The organism is Paenibacillus sp. J22TS3, assembly GCF_018403205.1.
GTDB classification, from domain to species: domain Bacteria; phylum Bacillota; class Bacilli; order Paenibacillales; family Paenibacillaceae; genus Fontibacillus; species Fontibacillus tuaregi.
Genome location: NZ_BOSF01000005.1, coordinates 211718 through 230073, shown reverse-complemented (window position 1 = coordinate 230073; position 18356 = coordinate 211718). Strand labels below are relative to the sequence as shown.

Below are 18356 nucleotides of genomic sequence, written 5' to 3'. Positions count from 1 at the left end.
ATCAAATGAACCAAGTTTTGGGAGTAGTAGGATCAGGCGTTATGGGCAGCGGTGTGGCTCAAGTATTCGCTCAGGCCGGTTACGAGACTATTGTGGTTGACCGTTCTGAAGAACAAATGGCACGGACCCGGGATAAAATCCGCAGCAGTATCCGGTTTCAGAAGATGATGACCGGAGCGGCTCCTGCGGAAAGTGCAGAGACTGTATTGGGCCGCATTCAATTCACAACGAACTTGGATGCACTGCAGCCATGTTCCTTTATTGTGGAGAATGTTACCGAGAATTGGGAAATCAAACGCGAAGTCTATGAAAGACTTAACTCTATATGCAGGCCAGAGTGCATTTTGGGGGTGAATACGTCTGCTATTTCGATTACCAGAGTTGCCTCACTTGTCCAAAGACCAGAACGAGTGGTAGGGATACATTTCATGAATCCTGTTCCGCTGAAGTCGATGGTTGAGGTGATACGGGGGTATCACACCAGTGAAGAAACACTTACCGTTACTGGACAAGTTCTGCACAGCCTGGGAAAAGAAATGGTGGTGGTCAATGATTCGGTAGGCTTTGTTACGAACCGCGCAATGATGATTTTTGTGAACGAGGCTGTGTTCATGCTGCAGGAGCAGGTCGCTTCCGCCGAGGATATCGATGTCCTGTTCAAGACGTGCTTCGGGCATAAAATGGGACCCCTGCAAACGGCAGATCTCATTGGTCTGGATACGATTCTGAAATCTCTTGAGGTCCTGTATGACGGATTTAACGATAGTAAGTATCGCCCTTGCCCATTGCTCAAAAAAATGGTGGATGCCGGATTACACGGCATGAAGTCCGGACAAGGATTCTATTCTTATATCTAATAGGGAGGCTGATGATTGTGACACATGAAGAAATCAAAAACAAGGTCATTGAATTTTTAACCCGTTCCCTGCGAAACAAGGAGCTTGGTGAAGATGACAACATTATGGATCTCGGTCTAGTGCACTCGTTATTTATGGTCCAGCTTATCATGTTTATTGAGAAGAACTTTCATGTGGAAATTGATGACGACGATCTCGATATGGAGCAAATTCAAACTGTAAGACAGATCGTCTCTCTTATCGAACGCAATCAACAGACGGGGGTATCCCTCTGATGGACAAATCGGCCTTGGTCTCTGCGTCCGTTACCCCGGAACAAGTCCGTCAGTTTGTGGAAGAACGTATTGTGCCTCGTGCCTCCGAAATGGACCGGGAGCAGTGTATTCCGCCAGAAGTATTCAAAGAAATGGCTGAAGCCGGACTCTTCGGACTTTCTATTCCCAAAAAGTACGGCGGAATTGAAGCCGATTATTCCTTGCTTGGCGTCCTGCATGAAGAGTTGGGACGGGGCTTCGCTTCGGTTCAGAATGCCTGTACTGTGTTTGGCATGGTTTGTAAGCCACTGATCCGTTTTGGAAACGAAGAGCAGAAGATGAGATGGCTCCCCCGGATTGCGGCTGGTGAGATCATCCCAGCCATTGCCATTACGGAGCCCCATATTGGCAGCGATATTGCCCGCCTTGAAACAACAGCCGATCTTGAAGGGGATCAGATCATTCTAAATGGAACCAAAAAGTATATTACGCTTGGCCAGATTGCCGACCTGTTCCTAGTATTCGCCCGTCTTAACGGCCGTGGTATTGCTGTGCTGGTAGAGAGGGAGACGCCCGGGCTCGAAATTTCTCCCCTGCCGGGGCTGATGGGGCTCCGCGGAAATATGATCGCTGAACTTAGGTTTGACCACTGCGCGCTGCCAGCAAGCCATCTGGTCGGCAAGGTGGGTTACGGATTCACCCATTTAGCCAATTATGCCCTAGATGAAGGGCGTTACACTACCGCTTGCGGCAGCTTGGGCTTAGCTCAAGCATGTCTGGAGCACAGTTTAGCTTACGCAAATGAACGGACACAGTTTGGCGAGCCGCTGCGCAAGCATCAGCTGGTGCAGAAGATGCTGTCTGAAATGATCACGGAGGTTAAGGCCACTCGTGAGCTGTGTGCAGCCGCCGGCCGGATGCGGGAGCTTGGAGATCCAGCCGCAATTACAGATACGCTGACCGCCAAATATTATGCTTCCAAGACCGCTGTCCGCGCATCAGATCATGCGCTGCAAATTCATGGCGCATCGGGCTGTATTCATGGAAATCCGGTAGAGCGCTTCTATCGGGACGCGAAAATCATGGAGATTATTGAAGGCACTTCACAAATGCACGAGATTCAGATTGCAAGAACCTACAGCTTGTAACCTATATCTGAACGTGAACAAATGGAGGGGTCTCTATGACCGTTAAATTGGCAATGCTCTTTCCTGGTTCCGGTTCCCAATACAAAGGCATGATGCGCAGCCTGTACGAAGCTTCTCCTTCTGTAAGGACGACCCTGGATGAGGCCGATCGTATTCTTGGTATGGATCTTTCCCGAATCATGATGAATGGAAGCACCGTGAAATTGAACCGGATCAGCAGCATGCTTCCCGCAATTTGCGCAGCAAGTGTTGCCCACTTTCGGTTGTATATGGAGCAGACAGGTATTGAGCCTGCGTACATGGCCGGGCATAGTCTGGGAGAATACTCCGCTTTGATCTGCTCCGGCGCATTGTCTTTGGAAGACGGGCTGAAGTTGGTTCAATTCCGGGCACAGCTCGCTGAAGAAATCATGGAAACGACGGGCGGCGGCATGAGCATTATGGATCAAGTGAACCCTGATCGGGTTCAGACATTATGCGAGCAGTTGATTAGTCAGGGGCGGGAGATTGGCATTGCTTGTCTCAATTCCTCCACACAGGCAGCTGTTTCGGGCATGGACGATGCTTTAAAGGAACTGGAGCTGCAGATCACGGATGAAGGTGGCAAAGTCACTCATCTCATAGGCAGCGCACCTTATCATTGTGAGCTCATGAAGCCGCAGGCGGAGAAGATGGCGAATGAGCTGCACAAATATCGCTGGCAAATGCCGTCTTGTCCGATTCTCTCCAACGTGACTGGACGTCCTTACCAGTCTGTAGAAGAAATTTTGCATTATTTGCCACAGCAGCTGTTCAGGCCGGTGTTATGGCATAAGTCGTTCCGTTATCTTGTGGACCAAGGAGTAGAGGTGTTTCTGGAAATAGGGCCGCAAAATGTTTTAAAGACCATGCTTCTTGAAGAAACCTCCGGTTCACTTCAAATCTATGCCCATGACGAGAAGGCCGATCGGATGAAAATAACGGCGTGGGGCAGCAAAAACACAACCTTTGGAGGTGTGGAATTGCAGTCGCCCCAGGGCGGCAATTCGGAAGAGGATCATCGGTTAAAGGCCTTAACGATGTGTCTTACCCATGCCGTTACGACCCGTAATCATGATCCTCGGCCAGGGGCCGGCTCACGTTCTTTGAGAATGTATGAACAGGTCAAACAAATCAAGCAGGAGATCGAAGCGGGTCGCCTGATGCTCACAGAGCAGCATCTCGACGAAGCCTTTGCCATGCTGCTGGCTGTTTTCGAGGATAAACAGACACCTGTGGAAGAAAGAAAACTGCGAATCGAGCAAATTCGGAACAGAACGGGAATCGGACCCTCCTTACAGGGCGTAGGAGGTTCGCCTGATTATAGGGAGGGGCAGGTATGAATTTCAAGGTAGAGGATGAATCTCATCTTAGCAAAATTCAAAATTTCAACCTAACCGAGTCGCCTTATTCTTCAGAAATCACTGTGGTCAAGTGGCTGGAGGATGCCGCCGCTTCGTCCGGGGATCAGCCTGCAATTTATGATGGCGATCAAGTATACACTTACAGCATGCTGAACCGCGATGCAAACCGGTTAGCTCATGCTTTGGGGGAACGGCAGCTTAGTCCAGGTTCCATTGTGCCTATGATCATGCAGCGCTCTTATGCCATGATGGTATGCATCTACGGGGTTTTAAAGGCGGGTGCGGCTTACCTGCCACTTGACCCAAACTGTCCGTCTGCCCGGCTTAAGAAAATGCTCGATGACAGTTCGGCAGCATTGACGATAGTGGAGGATGGATTTAAGTTCCTGGGCTCCGAGCCGCTGAACACGGAACTGATATCCATGGAAGCTTTGGAGCTTGACCGATTCCCTGACACTAATCCCGATGTAAAAGTTCAACCCGGCGATCTGGCTTACCTCATTTATACCTCGGGTTCCACAGGCGATCCCAAGGGCGTATTGGTTGAGCACGGAGGATTGGTTAACCGCATCGAGTGGATGCAGAAGGCATATCCGCTTACTTCACGTGATGTCCTCTTTCAGAAAACCGTATATACCTTTGATGTGTCGGTATGGGAACTGATCTGGTGGACGATTTCAGGCGCTTCTGTAGTGCTGCTGCCTTCTGGTAGGGAGAACGATCCACGGCGGTTCGTGAAGTTGATAGAGAAGCATGGGATCAGTGTGATCCATTTCGTTCCATCGGTGCTTCGCTTGTTCCTGGAATACATTGAAACGGACTTTGATCTCAAGCGAATCAGCAGCCTGCGTTATGTATTTTGCAGCGGTGAAGCGTTAGCTGCTGATCTGGTTGATCGGTTCTATTCGGTTTTCCCGTATGAACAACCAATCAGGCTCATTAATCTGTACGGTCCTACAGAAGCGACGATTGATGTCACTCATTACCCATGTGAGAGAGACCATGGGATGAATCCGGTACCGATTGGCCGGCCGATTGATAACATACGATTATTTATCCTGCGAGAGGATCTTACACTTGCCCAGATTGGTGAGGTTGGCCAACTATACCTAAGCGGTATTGGACTCGCAAGAGGTTATTTGAATAGTCCGGCATTAACTCATGACCGGTTTATTTCCAATCCATATGAGCCAGACGGACGTATGTATCGGACTGGAGACCTGGCTTACTGGAACGAATATGGCGAAGTGATTTATGCGGGTAGAGAAGATAACCAGGTCAAGCTCCGCGGTTTAAGGATCGAGCTGGAGGAAGTTGAGAGCTGTCTGCTACGCTGCGATCAGATCAAGAATGCGGTAGTTGGGGTTCATGTCAATGAGTCCGGTGACCAGATCCTGACGGCATATATCGTTGGAGGCAGCGGTACGGATCTGGTGAATCAACGGGTATTACAAGACAATCTGGCACGTGAGCTGCCTGAGTATGCGATTCCGACACGTATTATCCGGGTGGATGAAATTCCGCTCAAACCAAATGGGAAAGCGGACCGCAGACTGCTCTTCTCAATGAACCAGGAGACCGCTGTTACCGCTAAGGGGGCAGAGCAATGATGGATGATGAGTTGTATCTAAAACTGCTTAGGGATAAGGGGATTCGCATTCCAGACAAACAGGGCATTTCAGGTTCAGGGAAGAATGGACCGTTTGATTTGTCGGATGCCCAGCGGGGAATCTGGTTCTTGCAGCAGCTTCATCCTGACAGTACGGCCTTCAACAATGGAACTGCGCTTAAGATCACTGGCAAGCTGAATGTAACAAGCGTACAGACTGCGATAGGCATGATTATGGACCGCCATGAGGTCCTAAATATAAATATTGCCTTGGATCAGGGGGTTCCCAGGGCGATCCCACGAAAGCGGCCGCCGGATTTTACATACCTACCTCTAGGAGATGACATTCAAAGTGCGGATGATCCAGCGGTGATGGACATGATTACGCAGCTTGCAGCCCGCAAAATGAATCTGGCATCGGACCCGCTTATCTCGTTTACCTTACTTCGTATCCGGGATGATGAGCATGTGCTGGTCATTGCCATGCATCACATCATTTCGGACGGATGGTCCAAGTCTGTATTGCTGGAGGAATTTATTCAGCTGTATGAAGATGCTGTTCTGAATAGACCTTCCCAAATCCAGCCGCTTCGCCTGCAGTACAGGGATTATGTGGACTGGCTTCATCAGCAGTACGGCCAGCCGAAGTTTGAGAGTGACTTGCAGTTCTGGCAGGATAAGCTTCATGGTGCTCCGCCACTGCTGGAGCTGCCGACGGATTTCAGCAGAGGAACAGAAATGAGCGGCCGGGGTGGGCTTGAATATTTTCGGCTGGATGAAGAACTGTACAAACAGGTTCAGCTGTATTGCAGGCAGGATCAGGTCTCCATGTTCACCTTTTTGCTCACTGTATTTAAAACCCTGCTGTACCGGTACAGTGCAGCGGAAGACCTGCTTGTAGGGGCACCTGTCGCCGGGCGGCCAAGAACGGAGCTCGAAGGGCTGATCGGAATGTTTGTCAACTCCGTGGTCATTCGCAGCTCACCTCACGGTTCTCTGTCTTTCAATGAATACCTCAGCCAGGTTCATCATGAAGCTATGCAGGCTTTTAATAATCAGCATGTGCCGTTTGACCGGATTGTCGAGAGACTGAACCCGTCCAGAGAGATGAGCTACCACCCGGTATATCAAACGATGTTTCAAATGGATAACCTCCCAATTCCTCAGATGGAGGTGCAGGATATCCGGTTGTCCGTCATTACTTTGGACGCCGGATTTGCCCAGAACGATCTCACCGTATCCTGCTGGGAAGAGGGGAAGGAGTTAAGGGGAACTTTTGAGTTCAGATCAGACCTGTTTACCAGATCCACGATCCGTCGGTGGATTTCCTGTTATATTCAGTTGATTCGTTCTGTCCTTGCCGACCCGAAACAGGCTCTTGATCGGCTCACACTGCTTGACCATGAGCATTACAGAATGCTCGTAGAGGAATGGAACGATACGGAGCTGCTGGACCCGCAGCCTCATTATATCCACCGGATTGGACAGATGATCATAGATTACCCAGAGCACTGCGCCATTTTGGAGGGTGAAACCTCCATTAGTTACAGAAAACTGGATTTGATGGCCCGGCAGATTGCATCCAGACTTCTTGCAAGCATAGAGGACTCCAATCAGGTGCCTGTGGTGGTATGTCTTCCATCTTCAGCCCGATATGCCGCGGCATGTTTGGCCGTCTCCCGCGCAGGCGGAGTAGTGGTTCCCGTTGATCCCGGGCAGCCAAAGGATCGGATTCATACCATTCTAAACGAGTTGGGAATCTACTATATCATTACCGATCACGGGCATGCCCGCCGGCTGGCTTTTCCTGAGGAAGCGTGTATTATGCTTGACCTGCTTGAAGAACCATCCACTGAAGTGAAGGACTTGCAGTATGGCTATCTGACTGAAGACATGCCCGGAGATTTGCCAAGGGCCGACAACCTTGCCTATATCGTGTTTACTTCCGGCACAACCGGTGTGCCGAAAGGGGTTATGCTCGAACATCGCAGCATCAACAATCTTGTACATTCTTTTATCTCATCTTATAACGTGAACAAAGAAGACCGCATGCTCCCCGTGACTTCAGTAGCATCGTCCAGCTTTATCGGGGAGTCACTCCCCATTCTGGCTGCCGGAGGCACACTGGTCCTGCCCGATAAGATGACCTTGCTCCATCCCTCCCAGTTGAATGGGTACATGGAGAAGTATCGAGTCACGATGCTCAGCACCGTTCCCTCCATGTTAAGACGGCTTAACGATGAAGCAAAGACCCCGGCCAGCCTGAGGTTGATCTTGAGTGGGGGAGAGAATCTGCTTCCGGCACATGTCAGCCATTTTCAGGGAGTTATGATCGTTAACGGATACGGTTTGTCCGAATCGGGTGTATGCAGCACTTATTCAATCTTCACACCGGATGCGGAAGATTTCCAGCGGGCCGTGTCATCCTTGGGACGACCGGTCGCCAATCAGCAGGTCTATGTGTTGGATCAATTGATGCAGCCTGTGCCTATTGGAGTTCGTGGACAAATATGCATTTCGGGCTCCGGGCTCGCCAGAGGATATCTGAACCGTCCTGAATTAACCCATCTGAAGTTTGCGGACCATCCATTTGTACCAGGGGAGAAAATTCTGCTTACAGGGGATTATGGAAGCTGGAGAGGCAGTGGGGAACTCACTTTTGGAGGACGGGAGGATCGGCAGGTCCAAATCCGAGGACACCGCATTGAGCTTGATGAAGTGGAGAACCATCTTAACGCCTGTCCTGAAATCGCCGAGGGAGTAATTCATCCTAAACCGGATCATGAAGGCAATCTGCAGCTGGTAGCTTATTATACACTGCGTACGCCGGGCAGCTATACTGTGGATCAATTATCGGCATGGCTGGAAACCCGTGTTCCTTCTTATATGAAGCCCTCCGCATATCTCGAGATGGAGAGCATTCCTTGGAATATGAACGGGAAGCTCAACACCGCAGCCCTGCCCGATCCGATTAGAGCAGGAAAGCGTGTGTCCGAAGTGCATGACAAACCCGCAACAGCAATAGAAAAGCAAATCGCTCAAGTCTGGGGGGAAGTGCTCCATACCAGCAATTTTGGTGTGACAGACAACTTTTTTGACTTGGGCGGGCACTCGCTGCTCCTTGCAAAAGTTCTTGACCAGTTGAATCAACAGTTTGGTGATCGTTTAACCTTAATCAGCTTATTTAAATACCCGACTATTCGTTCGCTGGCAGCATACTTGAACGAGGAGACAGACGATCCATCCGCTGCGACGATTCAAGAGAAGGCCGAGAAGCAAAAAAATGCGTTTAGCCGTTACCGGAGAGTCGCTTCTGCGGCGGCGGCCGTCATCACTGAAATAGAGGGAGGAAAATCATAATGAGTTATCCTGAGCACCCCTATACAGGAAATGAGATCGCTGTAATCGGAATGGCAGGCAGGTTCCCACAGTCCGCTGATATCCATGAATTCTGGGACAATCTGATTCACGGGAAAGAATGCATTACCCATTACTCAACAACGGATTTGGAAGAGGCGGGAGTTGATCCCCAAATTCTTCAAAATCCCAATTATGTAAAATCCAAGGGCGAGATTGGCGGACTGGATGCGTTTGACGCTTCCTTCTTTGGGGTTAATCCGAAGGACGCTGAGCTCATGGACCCCCAGCACCGGATGATGCTGGAATGTGCTTGGGCTGCTCTTGAAAATGCGGGGTACAATCCCCAGGAAGCTCCCGGTTCCGTGGGTGTATACGTTGGCAAAAGCATGAGTTCTTATCTGTTTCTGAACATATATCCGCATATCCAAAAAATGCTGGCGACCGGCAATCTGCAGGCAGCTATCGGCAATGACAAGGACAGCATGGCCACCACGATATCCTATCGTTTAAACCTGAAGGGACCGTCAATGGCAGTTCAGTCTTCGTCTTCGACCTCGCTGGTATCAGTCTGCATGGCTGCCCAGAGCCTGCTGACCTATCAGTGTGACATGGCGCTTGCGGGAGGCATCACGGTGGGTCCACCGGAGCGGTCAGGGTATATGTATGAGCCGGGAGGGATTATGTCCCTTGACGGACACTGCCGGGCTTTTGATGAGGAGAGCAGCGGTTTTGTTCCTGGTAACGGATATGGAATAGTTGTATTAAAACGCCTCGATGAAGCCTTAAGGGACGGGGATCATATCTGGTCAGTTCTAAAAGGATTTGCCGTTAACAATGATGGTTCAGAGAAAGTGAGTTATACAGCGCCAAGTGTCAACGCCCAATCCGAGGTCATCGCTCAGGCCCAGGCTCTCGCTGAAGTGGATGCCTCCACAATCGGTTATGTTGAGGCTCACGGTACGGGCACCCGAATGGGGGACCCGATAGAGATTCAAGCGCTGTCACAAGCGTTTGGCCATTCTACGGACCGGACAGGTTACTGCCCGATCGGCTCGGTAAAAACCAACATCGGGCATTTGGACTCCGCTGCGGGAATCGCAGGTTTCATAAAGGCCACCTTAATGCTCTATTACAAACAGATTCCGCCATCCCTGAACTTCAACAAGCCGAATTCGGCTATTGATTTTGAGAACAGCCCTTTCTATGTCAATACACGGCTTCAGGAATGGCAGACACAGTCCTATCCTAGACGGGCAGGTGTAAATTCGCTTGGGATGGGGGGGACCAATGCTCATGTGATTTTGGAGGAGCCCCCTGAGCGGAACGTCGAAAGCGCGGAGGATGGCTGGCAGATCCTCACGGTTTCAGCCAAAAACATGAAGTCCTTAGAGGGCAATCTTAAGAATTTAAAAATTCACATGCAGAAGCCGTCTGAATACAGTCTTGCGGATGCTGCTTATACCCTAGCCACAGGACGACGTGCGTTTTCCCACCGGGCAGCGTTGATCTGTTCCAGCCGGGAAGAGGCGGCAGAGGTGTTGGAGCTTGGGAAAAGCTCAGATTGTTTCTACAGTGCGGAAGGCGTATCCACTCAGCGGTTTCTTGTGTTTATGTTTACAGGGCAAGGTGCCCAGTATCTAGGTATGGGACAGGGCTTGTACCGGGATGAAGAAGTGTTCAGGCAGCATTATGACCGCTGCGCCGGGTTGATCCGGCAGCATACAGGAATGAATATCATTCCATTGATGAATTTAGGGGAAAGTGGCACGGGTCTGGATATAGATCAGACCTCGCTTACCCAGCCTCTTATGTTCGCCGTGGAATATGCCCTGGCTCAGCTGTTGATCAGCAGGGGACTTAGACCACAGGCTATGATCGGTCATAGTCTGGGAGAATATGTCGCAGCAGCCGTAGCCGGTGTGTTCAGTCTTGAAGATGCGCTGCATCTCGTATGCCGCCGGGCGGAATGGATGATGAGCATGGAAAGAGGCGCCATGCTTGCTGTTGGTGTAGACAGCCAGCAGATTGATTCGTATCTGGGGGACGGAATCACCTTGGCAGCGGTAAACAGTCCGGGGATCAGCGTTGTAGCTGGCTCGATAAGCGCCATTGAGGAACTGGAGCAGCAGCTGGCGGGAGAAGGGATTTATAATAAACGGCTGGTTACTTCCCATGCCTTTCATTCCCCGCTTATGCGACCTGTGCTTGAGCCGTACCGCGAGCTGCTCGCTCAGATCAAGATGAGTGCGCCTTCGATTCCGATCATGTCCTGCTTGACTGGATCATGGCTGGGAGATGAAGAGGCCGTTGATGTAGATTACTGGACACGCCATATCACCGAACCGGTGTTATTTATGAAAGGCATGGAAGAGCTGCTGAGTGACCCGGAGAGACTTTATATCGAGGTTGGGCCTGGGGTGACTTTGTGTGGTCTGGCCGCTCAGAACCATAAAGCGGAAGCGGAGAGCGTATTTGTCTCGGCTCTGAAACCCAGCAAGCTATCAGACGACGATGGCAAATACTTGATGCGGACCGTCGCCCAGCTATGGGTGAAAGGCTGCAGTATCGAGTGGGATAAATTTTATGCAGGCAAAAACAGAAATCGCATTCCGCTGCCGACGTATTCATTCTCTCATGAGAGCTATTGGATTCATGCGGACCTTCGTTCCGAAGCACTCATTCCGCAGACTGGCAGCCGTGAAGATAACCTGAACCGGCAGCCGGAAGCTTCTTCATTAAACGGCTTATCCGCAGGACCGGTCGCCAAGCACGCACGTCCCAAACTGTCAACTGCGTATCGGCCGCCTTCAACGGAGACGGAGAAGAAATTGGTCGAAATTCTTGAAGATCAATTGCGCCTAAGTCCTGTAGGGATATTTGATGACTTTTTCGAGCTTGGAGGACACTCATTGCTGGCGACACAGGTCCTTGAGAGAATTCATCGTACCTTAGGGGTTCGGCTGCCAATCGAAACGATCTTCGTTCAGCCGACGGTTCGGGAGATGGCTGCTCTGATTGATCCTGCACGCGAAGCATCTGCAGAAAAGCCTGCCATTGAGGCGCTGTTTCATGAACTAGCCGCCATGAGCGAGGCAGTGCCTGCAAACGCCCAGGAAAAAGATGATCCCAAGAAGCATGGAGGGGATGGTTCATGGGACAACAAATAGCCCTGTCTTCTTTGCCGCCAGATAAGAAACAGTGGTTTAAACAGCAAATGCGGGAACGCGGGATTTCCATAACACAGATTCCGCTGGAACAGCTGTCACGCCAAGGGCGCAGTTTCCCATTATCTTTCAGCCAGGAGCGACTGTGGCTGATGGAACAAATGGTCGAGACCGGTTCCAGCTATCATCTCCATCAAGCTATTCGGATCAATGGACGGCTGGAGCAAGACCTACTTGATCAAAGCTTACAGTTGCTAGCGAAGCGACATGACAGCTTCCGCACCTGTTTTGCTCAAGATGATGGAGTTCCCGTGCAATATGTATTGGAAGACGTGGCAATTCACATACAGCATGTTCAGGTCCAAGGAGAGACCGCAGATGAGCAGCTTCGGGATTTGGAGAAACAGGCTGAGGCGCTGATTCATGAAGCATTTTCTCTTGACTGTGCACCCTTAGTTCGTGTGGGTCTGTTTCAACTCTCCAAGGAAGAGCATGTATTAGTCTTTGTCATACATCACATTATCTCGGACGGCTGGTCGCTTAAACTCCTGACTGAAGAATGGATACAGCTATACAACGATCTCGAGCAGGGACACATGCCTGAATGTGCTGAGAATATGTACGATTATCCGTCTTATGCTCTCTGGCAGCGTGACTGGATGGATAGAGATATGCTTCAGGAGGAGGTTCTGTACTGGGAGGAGCAGCTGAAGGGAGCAGATCCTTTCTTCACAATTCCAGCGGATCATGCCCGTCCGAGACAGCTTACCTTTGGCGGGAAGACAATTAGGGCACAAGTTGGAGGCGAGAAGCTCGAAGCTTTAAGAGGTGCTGGCCGCGGCGCGGGAGCGACACTGTTCATGATGCTGCTGGCTGCCTTTAACCTCTTGCTGTCAAGGTATACCGGCAGAAGTGACATCCTTGTTGGCACGCCTACTGCGGGACGCTGCCGGGAAGAGACGGAGTCCATGATTGGCTGCTTTGTCAATAATGTAGTCCTTCGTACGGATATCGGAAAAGCGGACGATTTCAGCCAGGTTCTGAGCAGTACGGCCCGGACGGTCCTAGGGGCACTTAAACATCAGAACGTTCCGTTTGAAACGGTGCTGGATATCATTCAGCCGGAGCGGGACCCGGCATTTGCTCCTTTATTTCAGATTTTCTTTATCTTCCAAAAGGGTGGAGAATCCCTGCAGCATATGAGGGGAGCGACCTGTGCTCCCCAAGAGATTTCGCAGTCCACCGCTAAATTTGATATGACTCTGGAAGTAATTGAACATCAGGATGAAATGGAAATATCGCTTGAGTTCAATTCAGCCTTGTACACCGATGAGACCGCGAGCTTTTTTCTAGAGAATTACTTATGGCTGCTTGAACAGCTTCCTTTGGAAATCCACACGCCGCTGTCCAGCTTGAATATGCTGTCACCACAGGAAATCCAGCGGCTGTTGGCAGCTGCTTCCGGTCCAGGAGTGCAGTATCCGGAAGAGGCCAGACTTTACACAATGGCGGATGAGCATGCCCGCCTAACCCCTTCAGCAGCAGCCTTAATTTGCTCAGGGGAAACTTACACTTATGCAGAGCTGATGAGCAAATCTACTCAGTTAGCTGCATACCTACAGCACGAGCGTCTTACAGGACCTTCCCAGCGGATCGGAATTTGTGCCTCTCCTTCCCTGGAACTGGCCGTCGGAATTCTCGGTATTCTGAAGAGCGGATGTGCCTATGTCCCGCTTGATCCGGCATTTCCTGAACAACGCCTGCAATTTATAGCCCATCATGCAGGGCTTGACTGTATTCTTGTGCAGAGTTCATCGCTAACAGGAATGTTCGGGGGCATAACTTGTGTGGAGATTGGCAGGGACAGCGATTGCTGGAGGAATGACAACTACTCTTATGAGGAACCTGGACCCGGACAATCCGAGCTGGCTTATATGATCTATACCTCGGGCAGTACTGGGCAACCCAAAGGGGTTCCTATAACTCACCGGAATGCCGTACATTTCCTACATTCCATGCAGCAGCTTCTCCAGGTCCAGCCTGAGGATTCACTGCTTTCGGTGACGACATGTTCCTTCGATATATTCGTGTTAGAGCTGTTTCTGCCTCTATCGAATGGAGCCGCCGTCATCTTCCCTGAGATCGGCAGCTCCGGGGATGCACAGCTTTTGATTCGCGAAATCGACCGCTACACCCCTACCTTCATGCAGGCAACGCCAGTACTCTGGAAAATGCTGATCATGGAGGGTTGGCAGGGTTCAAAGTCAATGACGCTTCTCTGCGGCGGTGAAGAGCTGCAAGCCGATCTGGCCGGGCAATTGCAGCAGCGTGGAAGGGACGTTTGGAATCTGTACGGCCCTACAGAAACAACAGTATGGTCGCTAGCGCACCGTCTTCAAGATAAAAGCAGTCTTCAACCCGTTCCCATTGGCAGGCCAATTGGCCGGACGAACTGTTATGTTCTGGACGGAGAACGCAAGCTGCTCCCGATGGGAGCGATAGGCAATCTGCACATCGGGGGAGATGGAGTCTCCCCGGGCTACCACAATCAAAATGAGCTAACGGCCTCAAAGTTTATCAGTAAGGATTTACTTGATGGTGAGGACCGGTTATTTGATACCGGGGACCTTGTACGCTGGCTTCCTGACGGGAATATGCAGTATTACGGCCGGGCGGATCAGCAAATCAAGGTTCGCGGCTTCCGGATCGAACCCGCAGAGATTGAACAGCGGTTATGTGCAGAGCCCGAGGTTGCAGCTGCAGCTGTGGTAGCTGCCGAAGATGCTTGGGGAGGGCGGACGCTTGTAGCGTACTGGACTGCCTCGGAAACGAGAGCCGGAACAGAATCTGCTGAATATACGGGGAAATGGAAGAGCAAGCTTCGGGAAACCCTGCCGTCCTATATGATTCCAGACCGGTTCATTCTGCTGGACGAGCTTCCGCTTACACCGAATAAAAAAGTAGACCGCCGCGACTTGGCTAAACGACCGCTTTCCAGGGAGGCCGGCCCCGGAAATTACCGGGAGCCGGCGGACCAAATGGAGTTCCAGCTTGCGGAACTCTGGGAACGGATTCTGTGCCGCTCTCCAATCGGAGTGGATGACCACTTCTTTGATTTGGGAGGCAACTCGTTGTCTGCGGTAAGGCTGCTTCACGAAATAAACAAGGAAATGGAAGCCGGGTTGACGTTGCGTGAACTGCTGGAAAACGCCACCATTTTCAAACTGAGCTCACATCTGCGTCACCAGAAAATTGATGGCTTAGACCGGCAGGAGCCGGAGCTGCTCCGATATATTGCTTCACCTGACGAAGCCTTTGAGCCATTTCCGTTAACAGAGGTGCAGATGGCTTACTGGTCAGGCAGACAGGCGCTAAGTTCCGGAGGACAAGTTGCTACCCATGTGTATCAAGAAATGGAATTTGAGGATTTAGATTTAGAACGACTGGAGCGCTGTTTTCAGCAATTGATCAAGCGGCACCCGATGCTTAGGGCGATGATTAGGCCTGATGGCATTCAACAAGTGTTAAAGGAGGTCCCATATTACCGGTTTGGGAAGGTTGATGCATCAGCATATACAGAAGAAGCCTGCGGACAGACTCTGGAAGCAATTAGGCAGGAGATGTCCCACTATGTTCATCCTGGAACCTGGCCGATGTTTGCCATCAGAGCCGTTAAGATGGCCGGGAATGTGACCCGGCTTCATATGAGTATCGACCTTATGATTGCCGATGCGCGAAGCTTCCAGATTATTCTGAGTGACTGGGCCAAGCTGTACTCCGATCATGGTGAGGAATTGTCCGAACTAGATGCGAACTTCCGCGACTATGTGAATTCCCTGGTGAGCATGAGCTCTCTGGAAGCCTATCAGATTGCCCAATCGTATTGGATGGAGCGGATCGATGGGCTGCCGCCAGGGCCGCTGCTGCCTCTTGCGGGTGCTGTGGCCACGGTGGACAACCCCCGGTTCTGCCGCCGAAAAGCAGTGCTGAATTCGGAGACCTGGAACCGTCTTCGCGAGAAAGCGCGAAAGAGAAATATGACTCCATCAGCACTGCTGCTGGCCTGTTTTGCGGAGGTACTCGTCTTGTATGCCAAGCAGCCGCGGTTCTTGCTGAATCTGACTTTGTTTAACAGGCTTCCGATACACCCCCAATTAAATGAAGTAGTGGGGGACTTTACAACGGTCAGCCTGCTCGAAGTGGATTACAGCACTGCAGCTCCGTTCTATCGGCGGGCTCAAGAAGTGCAGAGCCGTCTTTGGTCAGATCTGGATCACCGGTTATACAGCGGAATTCGTGTGACAGAACAGCTTCTACGCCGGGGAATCGTAAGCGAGCCGATTCCGGTTGTATTTACAAGTCTGCTGGATATGTCCAACTCGGAATCTTCCGGTTCATCATTCGAGCGGATATTCAAGCGGCGCAACGAAGAGCACACGGAATCGCGGAGTATTTCCCAAACTCCTCAAGTGTGGCTGGATCATCAGGTCTCCGAACGGGAAGGGGAGCTGCACTTTAATTGGGACGTGATGGAGCAGCTGTTCCCTGACGGCATGGTCGATGAAATGTTTGAGGTGTACTGTTCTTTTCTTCATCTGCTTGCTTCCAGCACTGAAATGTGGGAAGAGAATCTTCCGCTATCCAGCCAGTATGCTGCTGATTTCCAACATCGCTGCAAGCTTCGGGAAATCGGGAAGCTTCACGAAAGTGAGCCCGTATGCGAGGATGGGGTACTGACTAAGGATTTTGAACGCATGGTCCGGGAGAAGCATGAGGCTCTTGCAGTCATATCACCAAGCCGCTGCCTTACTTATCTGGAATTGAACTCGCTTGCGAATGCAGCCGCCAAAGAGCTGCTGGCTTGCGGGGTCAAGCCAGGGAACCTTGTAGCAATCGTTATGCACAAAGGCTGGGAGCAGATCGTGGCTGTACTCGCAGCTCTTAAAGCAGGCGCAGCCTATCTGCCGATTGACGCATCTCTGCCTAGTGAGCGAATCCTTGAGCTCCTTAGTCTCGGTGAAGCTGCGGCAGCATTTGTTGAATCAGGCAGCATTGGCAGTCAGCTTTCTTGGCCAGAAGCGGTGGTAAGGTTGACGATTGCAGGGGATGTTGGTGAGAGTGCTTCCGAAGCAGACAACAATCTAGAAGGTGTGGAGGTTAGGCCGAATCAGCTTGCTTATGTATTGTTCACTTCTGGAAGTACGGGAAAACCGAAAGGGGTAATGATCAATCACGCTTCTGCTGTCAACACAATCAAGGACATAAACCAGAGATTCGCAGTCGGCCCGAAAGACCGGGCTCTTAGCCTTTCTTCCCTGAGCTTTGATCTATCCGTTTACGATATATTTGGTGCTTTGAGCGTTGGAGCCGCGATTGTGCTGCCAGAACCAGACCGGCTTCGCGATCCTTCACACTGGCTGAATCTAATCAACGCGCATGGTGTAACCATCTGGAACAGCGTACCTGCTTTTATGAGTATGCTGGTTGCTTACTGCCGATCATCCGTGCGGCTCCCTGCGCTAAGAATCTGCCTTCTCAGCGGAGACTGGATTCCCTTGAACCTTCCGGAAGAGGTTCGCCGTTTGAACCCGGATATGCAGTTTGTGTCACTTGGTGGAGCCACGGAGGCCGCGATCTGGTCCATTCTGTACCCAGTGGGAGATGTTGATCCATCCTGGGTCAGCATTCCTTACGGAATATCCATGTCAGGTCAGCGGGTGTATGTGATGAATAAACGTATGGAAGAGCGTCCAGCGAATGTCCCGGGTGAATTGTATATCGGCGGAGTCGGCGTTGCGGCGGGATATTGGAAAGATACCGAGAGGACCGAGCGTCAATTTATATATTCTCCCCATACCGGAGAAAGGCTTTACCGTACCGGAGACTGGGGTCGATATGGAGCGGATGGGGTGATTGAATTCATGGGCCGTGAGGACTTGCAAGTCAAGATCAATGGTTACCGTATTGAGCTAAGTGAGATTGAAAGCGCGCTTAAATCCTATCCATCTGTGCAGCAAGCGATTGTGCTCGTTGATGAAGAGCAGGAGCGAAAGCAGCTCCTCGGCTTTATTACTATGAATAGTACAAATGTAGAAGCTGTGGATGAAGAAGAAATCAAGTCTTTTGTCAAAAGCAAGCTGCCTGGATATATGGTTCCCCGGCGAATACAGATTGTAGAGCAGGTGCCTTTAACCGTAAATGGTAAGGTGGATCGCCAAGCCCTGCTGAAATTATCGGCCGCCAGTGCTCCTGAAGATTGGACCCCCGGCTCTCAACTGGAGGAGCAGATTACAGCCATTTGGAAAAAACTTTTGGGTGTGGAGCATATCGGTCCTGATGAGCATTTCTTCGATATTGGAGGCAATTCATTAAAGCTGATTCAAATGCAGGCTGAACTTCAAACCCTGCTGAAACGGGAGATTCCGGTTGTCGACTTGTTCAGGTACACGACTATATCCAATCTCCTTGAGTATATCGGAGGTGACAGCGGCATGACCGTGGGACAGATGGCTGAAGCCGAAGCTGCTGCGAGCCGTGCTGAAATGCGTCTGGGAGCAAGGCGAACCCGAAGAAGATGAACTT

General features: G+C 50.9%; 8 protein-coding genes. All 8 read left to right on the top strand.

What is annotated here, in order from left to right:
• Positions 1–5 precede the first annotated feature (5 nt).
• The 8 genes from KJS63_RS17360 to KJS63_RS17325 are packed head-to-tail and all read left to right on the top strand — an operon-like array spanning position 6 to position 18352.
• Positions 6–857 carry a 3-hydroxyacyl-CoA dehydrogenase family protein gene (locus KJS63_RS17360; protein ID WP_213620266.1) on the top strand — a complete coding sequence of 284 codons (852 nt, stop codon included), beginning with the start codon at positions 6–8 and terminating at the stop codon, positions 855–857.
• Between the two features lie 17 nt (positions 858–874).
• Entirely contained in the window at positions 875–1132 is a 258-nt protein-coding gene (locus KJS63_RS17355) for an acyl carrier protein (RefSeq protein WP_213620265.1), read from the top strand.
• Complete coding sequence (locus KJS63_RS17350) at positions 1132–2259, top strand: acyl-CoA dehydrogenase family protein (protein ID WP_213620264.1); 1128 nt, start codon at positions 1132–1134, stop codon at positions 2257–2259. The genes KJS63_RS17355 and KJS63_RS17350 overlap by 1 nt, the downstream gene beginning before the upstream one ends.
• Before the next feature lie 35 nt (positions 2260–2294).
• The gene (locus KJS63_RS17345; RefSeq protein ID WP_213620263.1) at positions 2295–3620 is read left to right on the top strand and encodes an ACP S-malonyltransferase; all 1326 of its coding nucleotides are present in this window, start codon (positions 2295–2297) and stop codon (positions 3618–3620) included.
• Complete coding sequence (locus KJS63_RS17340; RefSeq protein WP_213620262.1) at positions 3617–5251, top strand: non-ribosomal peptide synthetase; 1635 nt, start codon at positions 3617–3619, stop codon at positions 5249–5251. The genes KJS63_RS17345 and KJS63_RS17340 overlap by 4 nt, the downstream gene beginning before the upstream one ends.
• Entirely contained in the window at positions 5248–8610 is a 3363-nt protein-coding gene (locus KJS63_RS17335) for a non-ribosomal peptide synthetase (RefSeq protein WP_213620261.1), read from the top strand. The genes KJS63_RS17340 and KJS63_RS17335 overlap by 4 nt, the downstream gene beginning before the upstream one ends.
• Positions 8610–11777, top strand: coding sequence for a type I polyketide synthase (locus KJS63_RS17330; RefSeq protein ID WP_213620260.1), 3168 nt, complete (start codon positions 8610–8612; stop codon positions 11775–11777). The genes KJS63_RS17335 and KJS63_RS17330 overlap by 1 nt, the downstream gene beginning before the upstream one ends.
• Positions 11762–18352 carry a non-ribosomal peptide synthetase gene (locus KJS63_RS17325; RefSeq protein WP_213620259.1) on the top strand — a complete coding sequence of 2197 codons (6591 nt, stop codon included), beginning with the start codon at positions 11762–11764 and terminating at the stop codon, positions 18350–18352. Before KJS63_RS17330 ends, KJS63_RS17325 begins: the two co-directional genes overlap by 16 nt.
• Positions 18353–18356 lie beyond the last annotated feature (4 nt).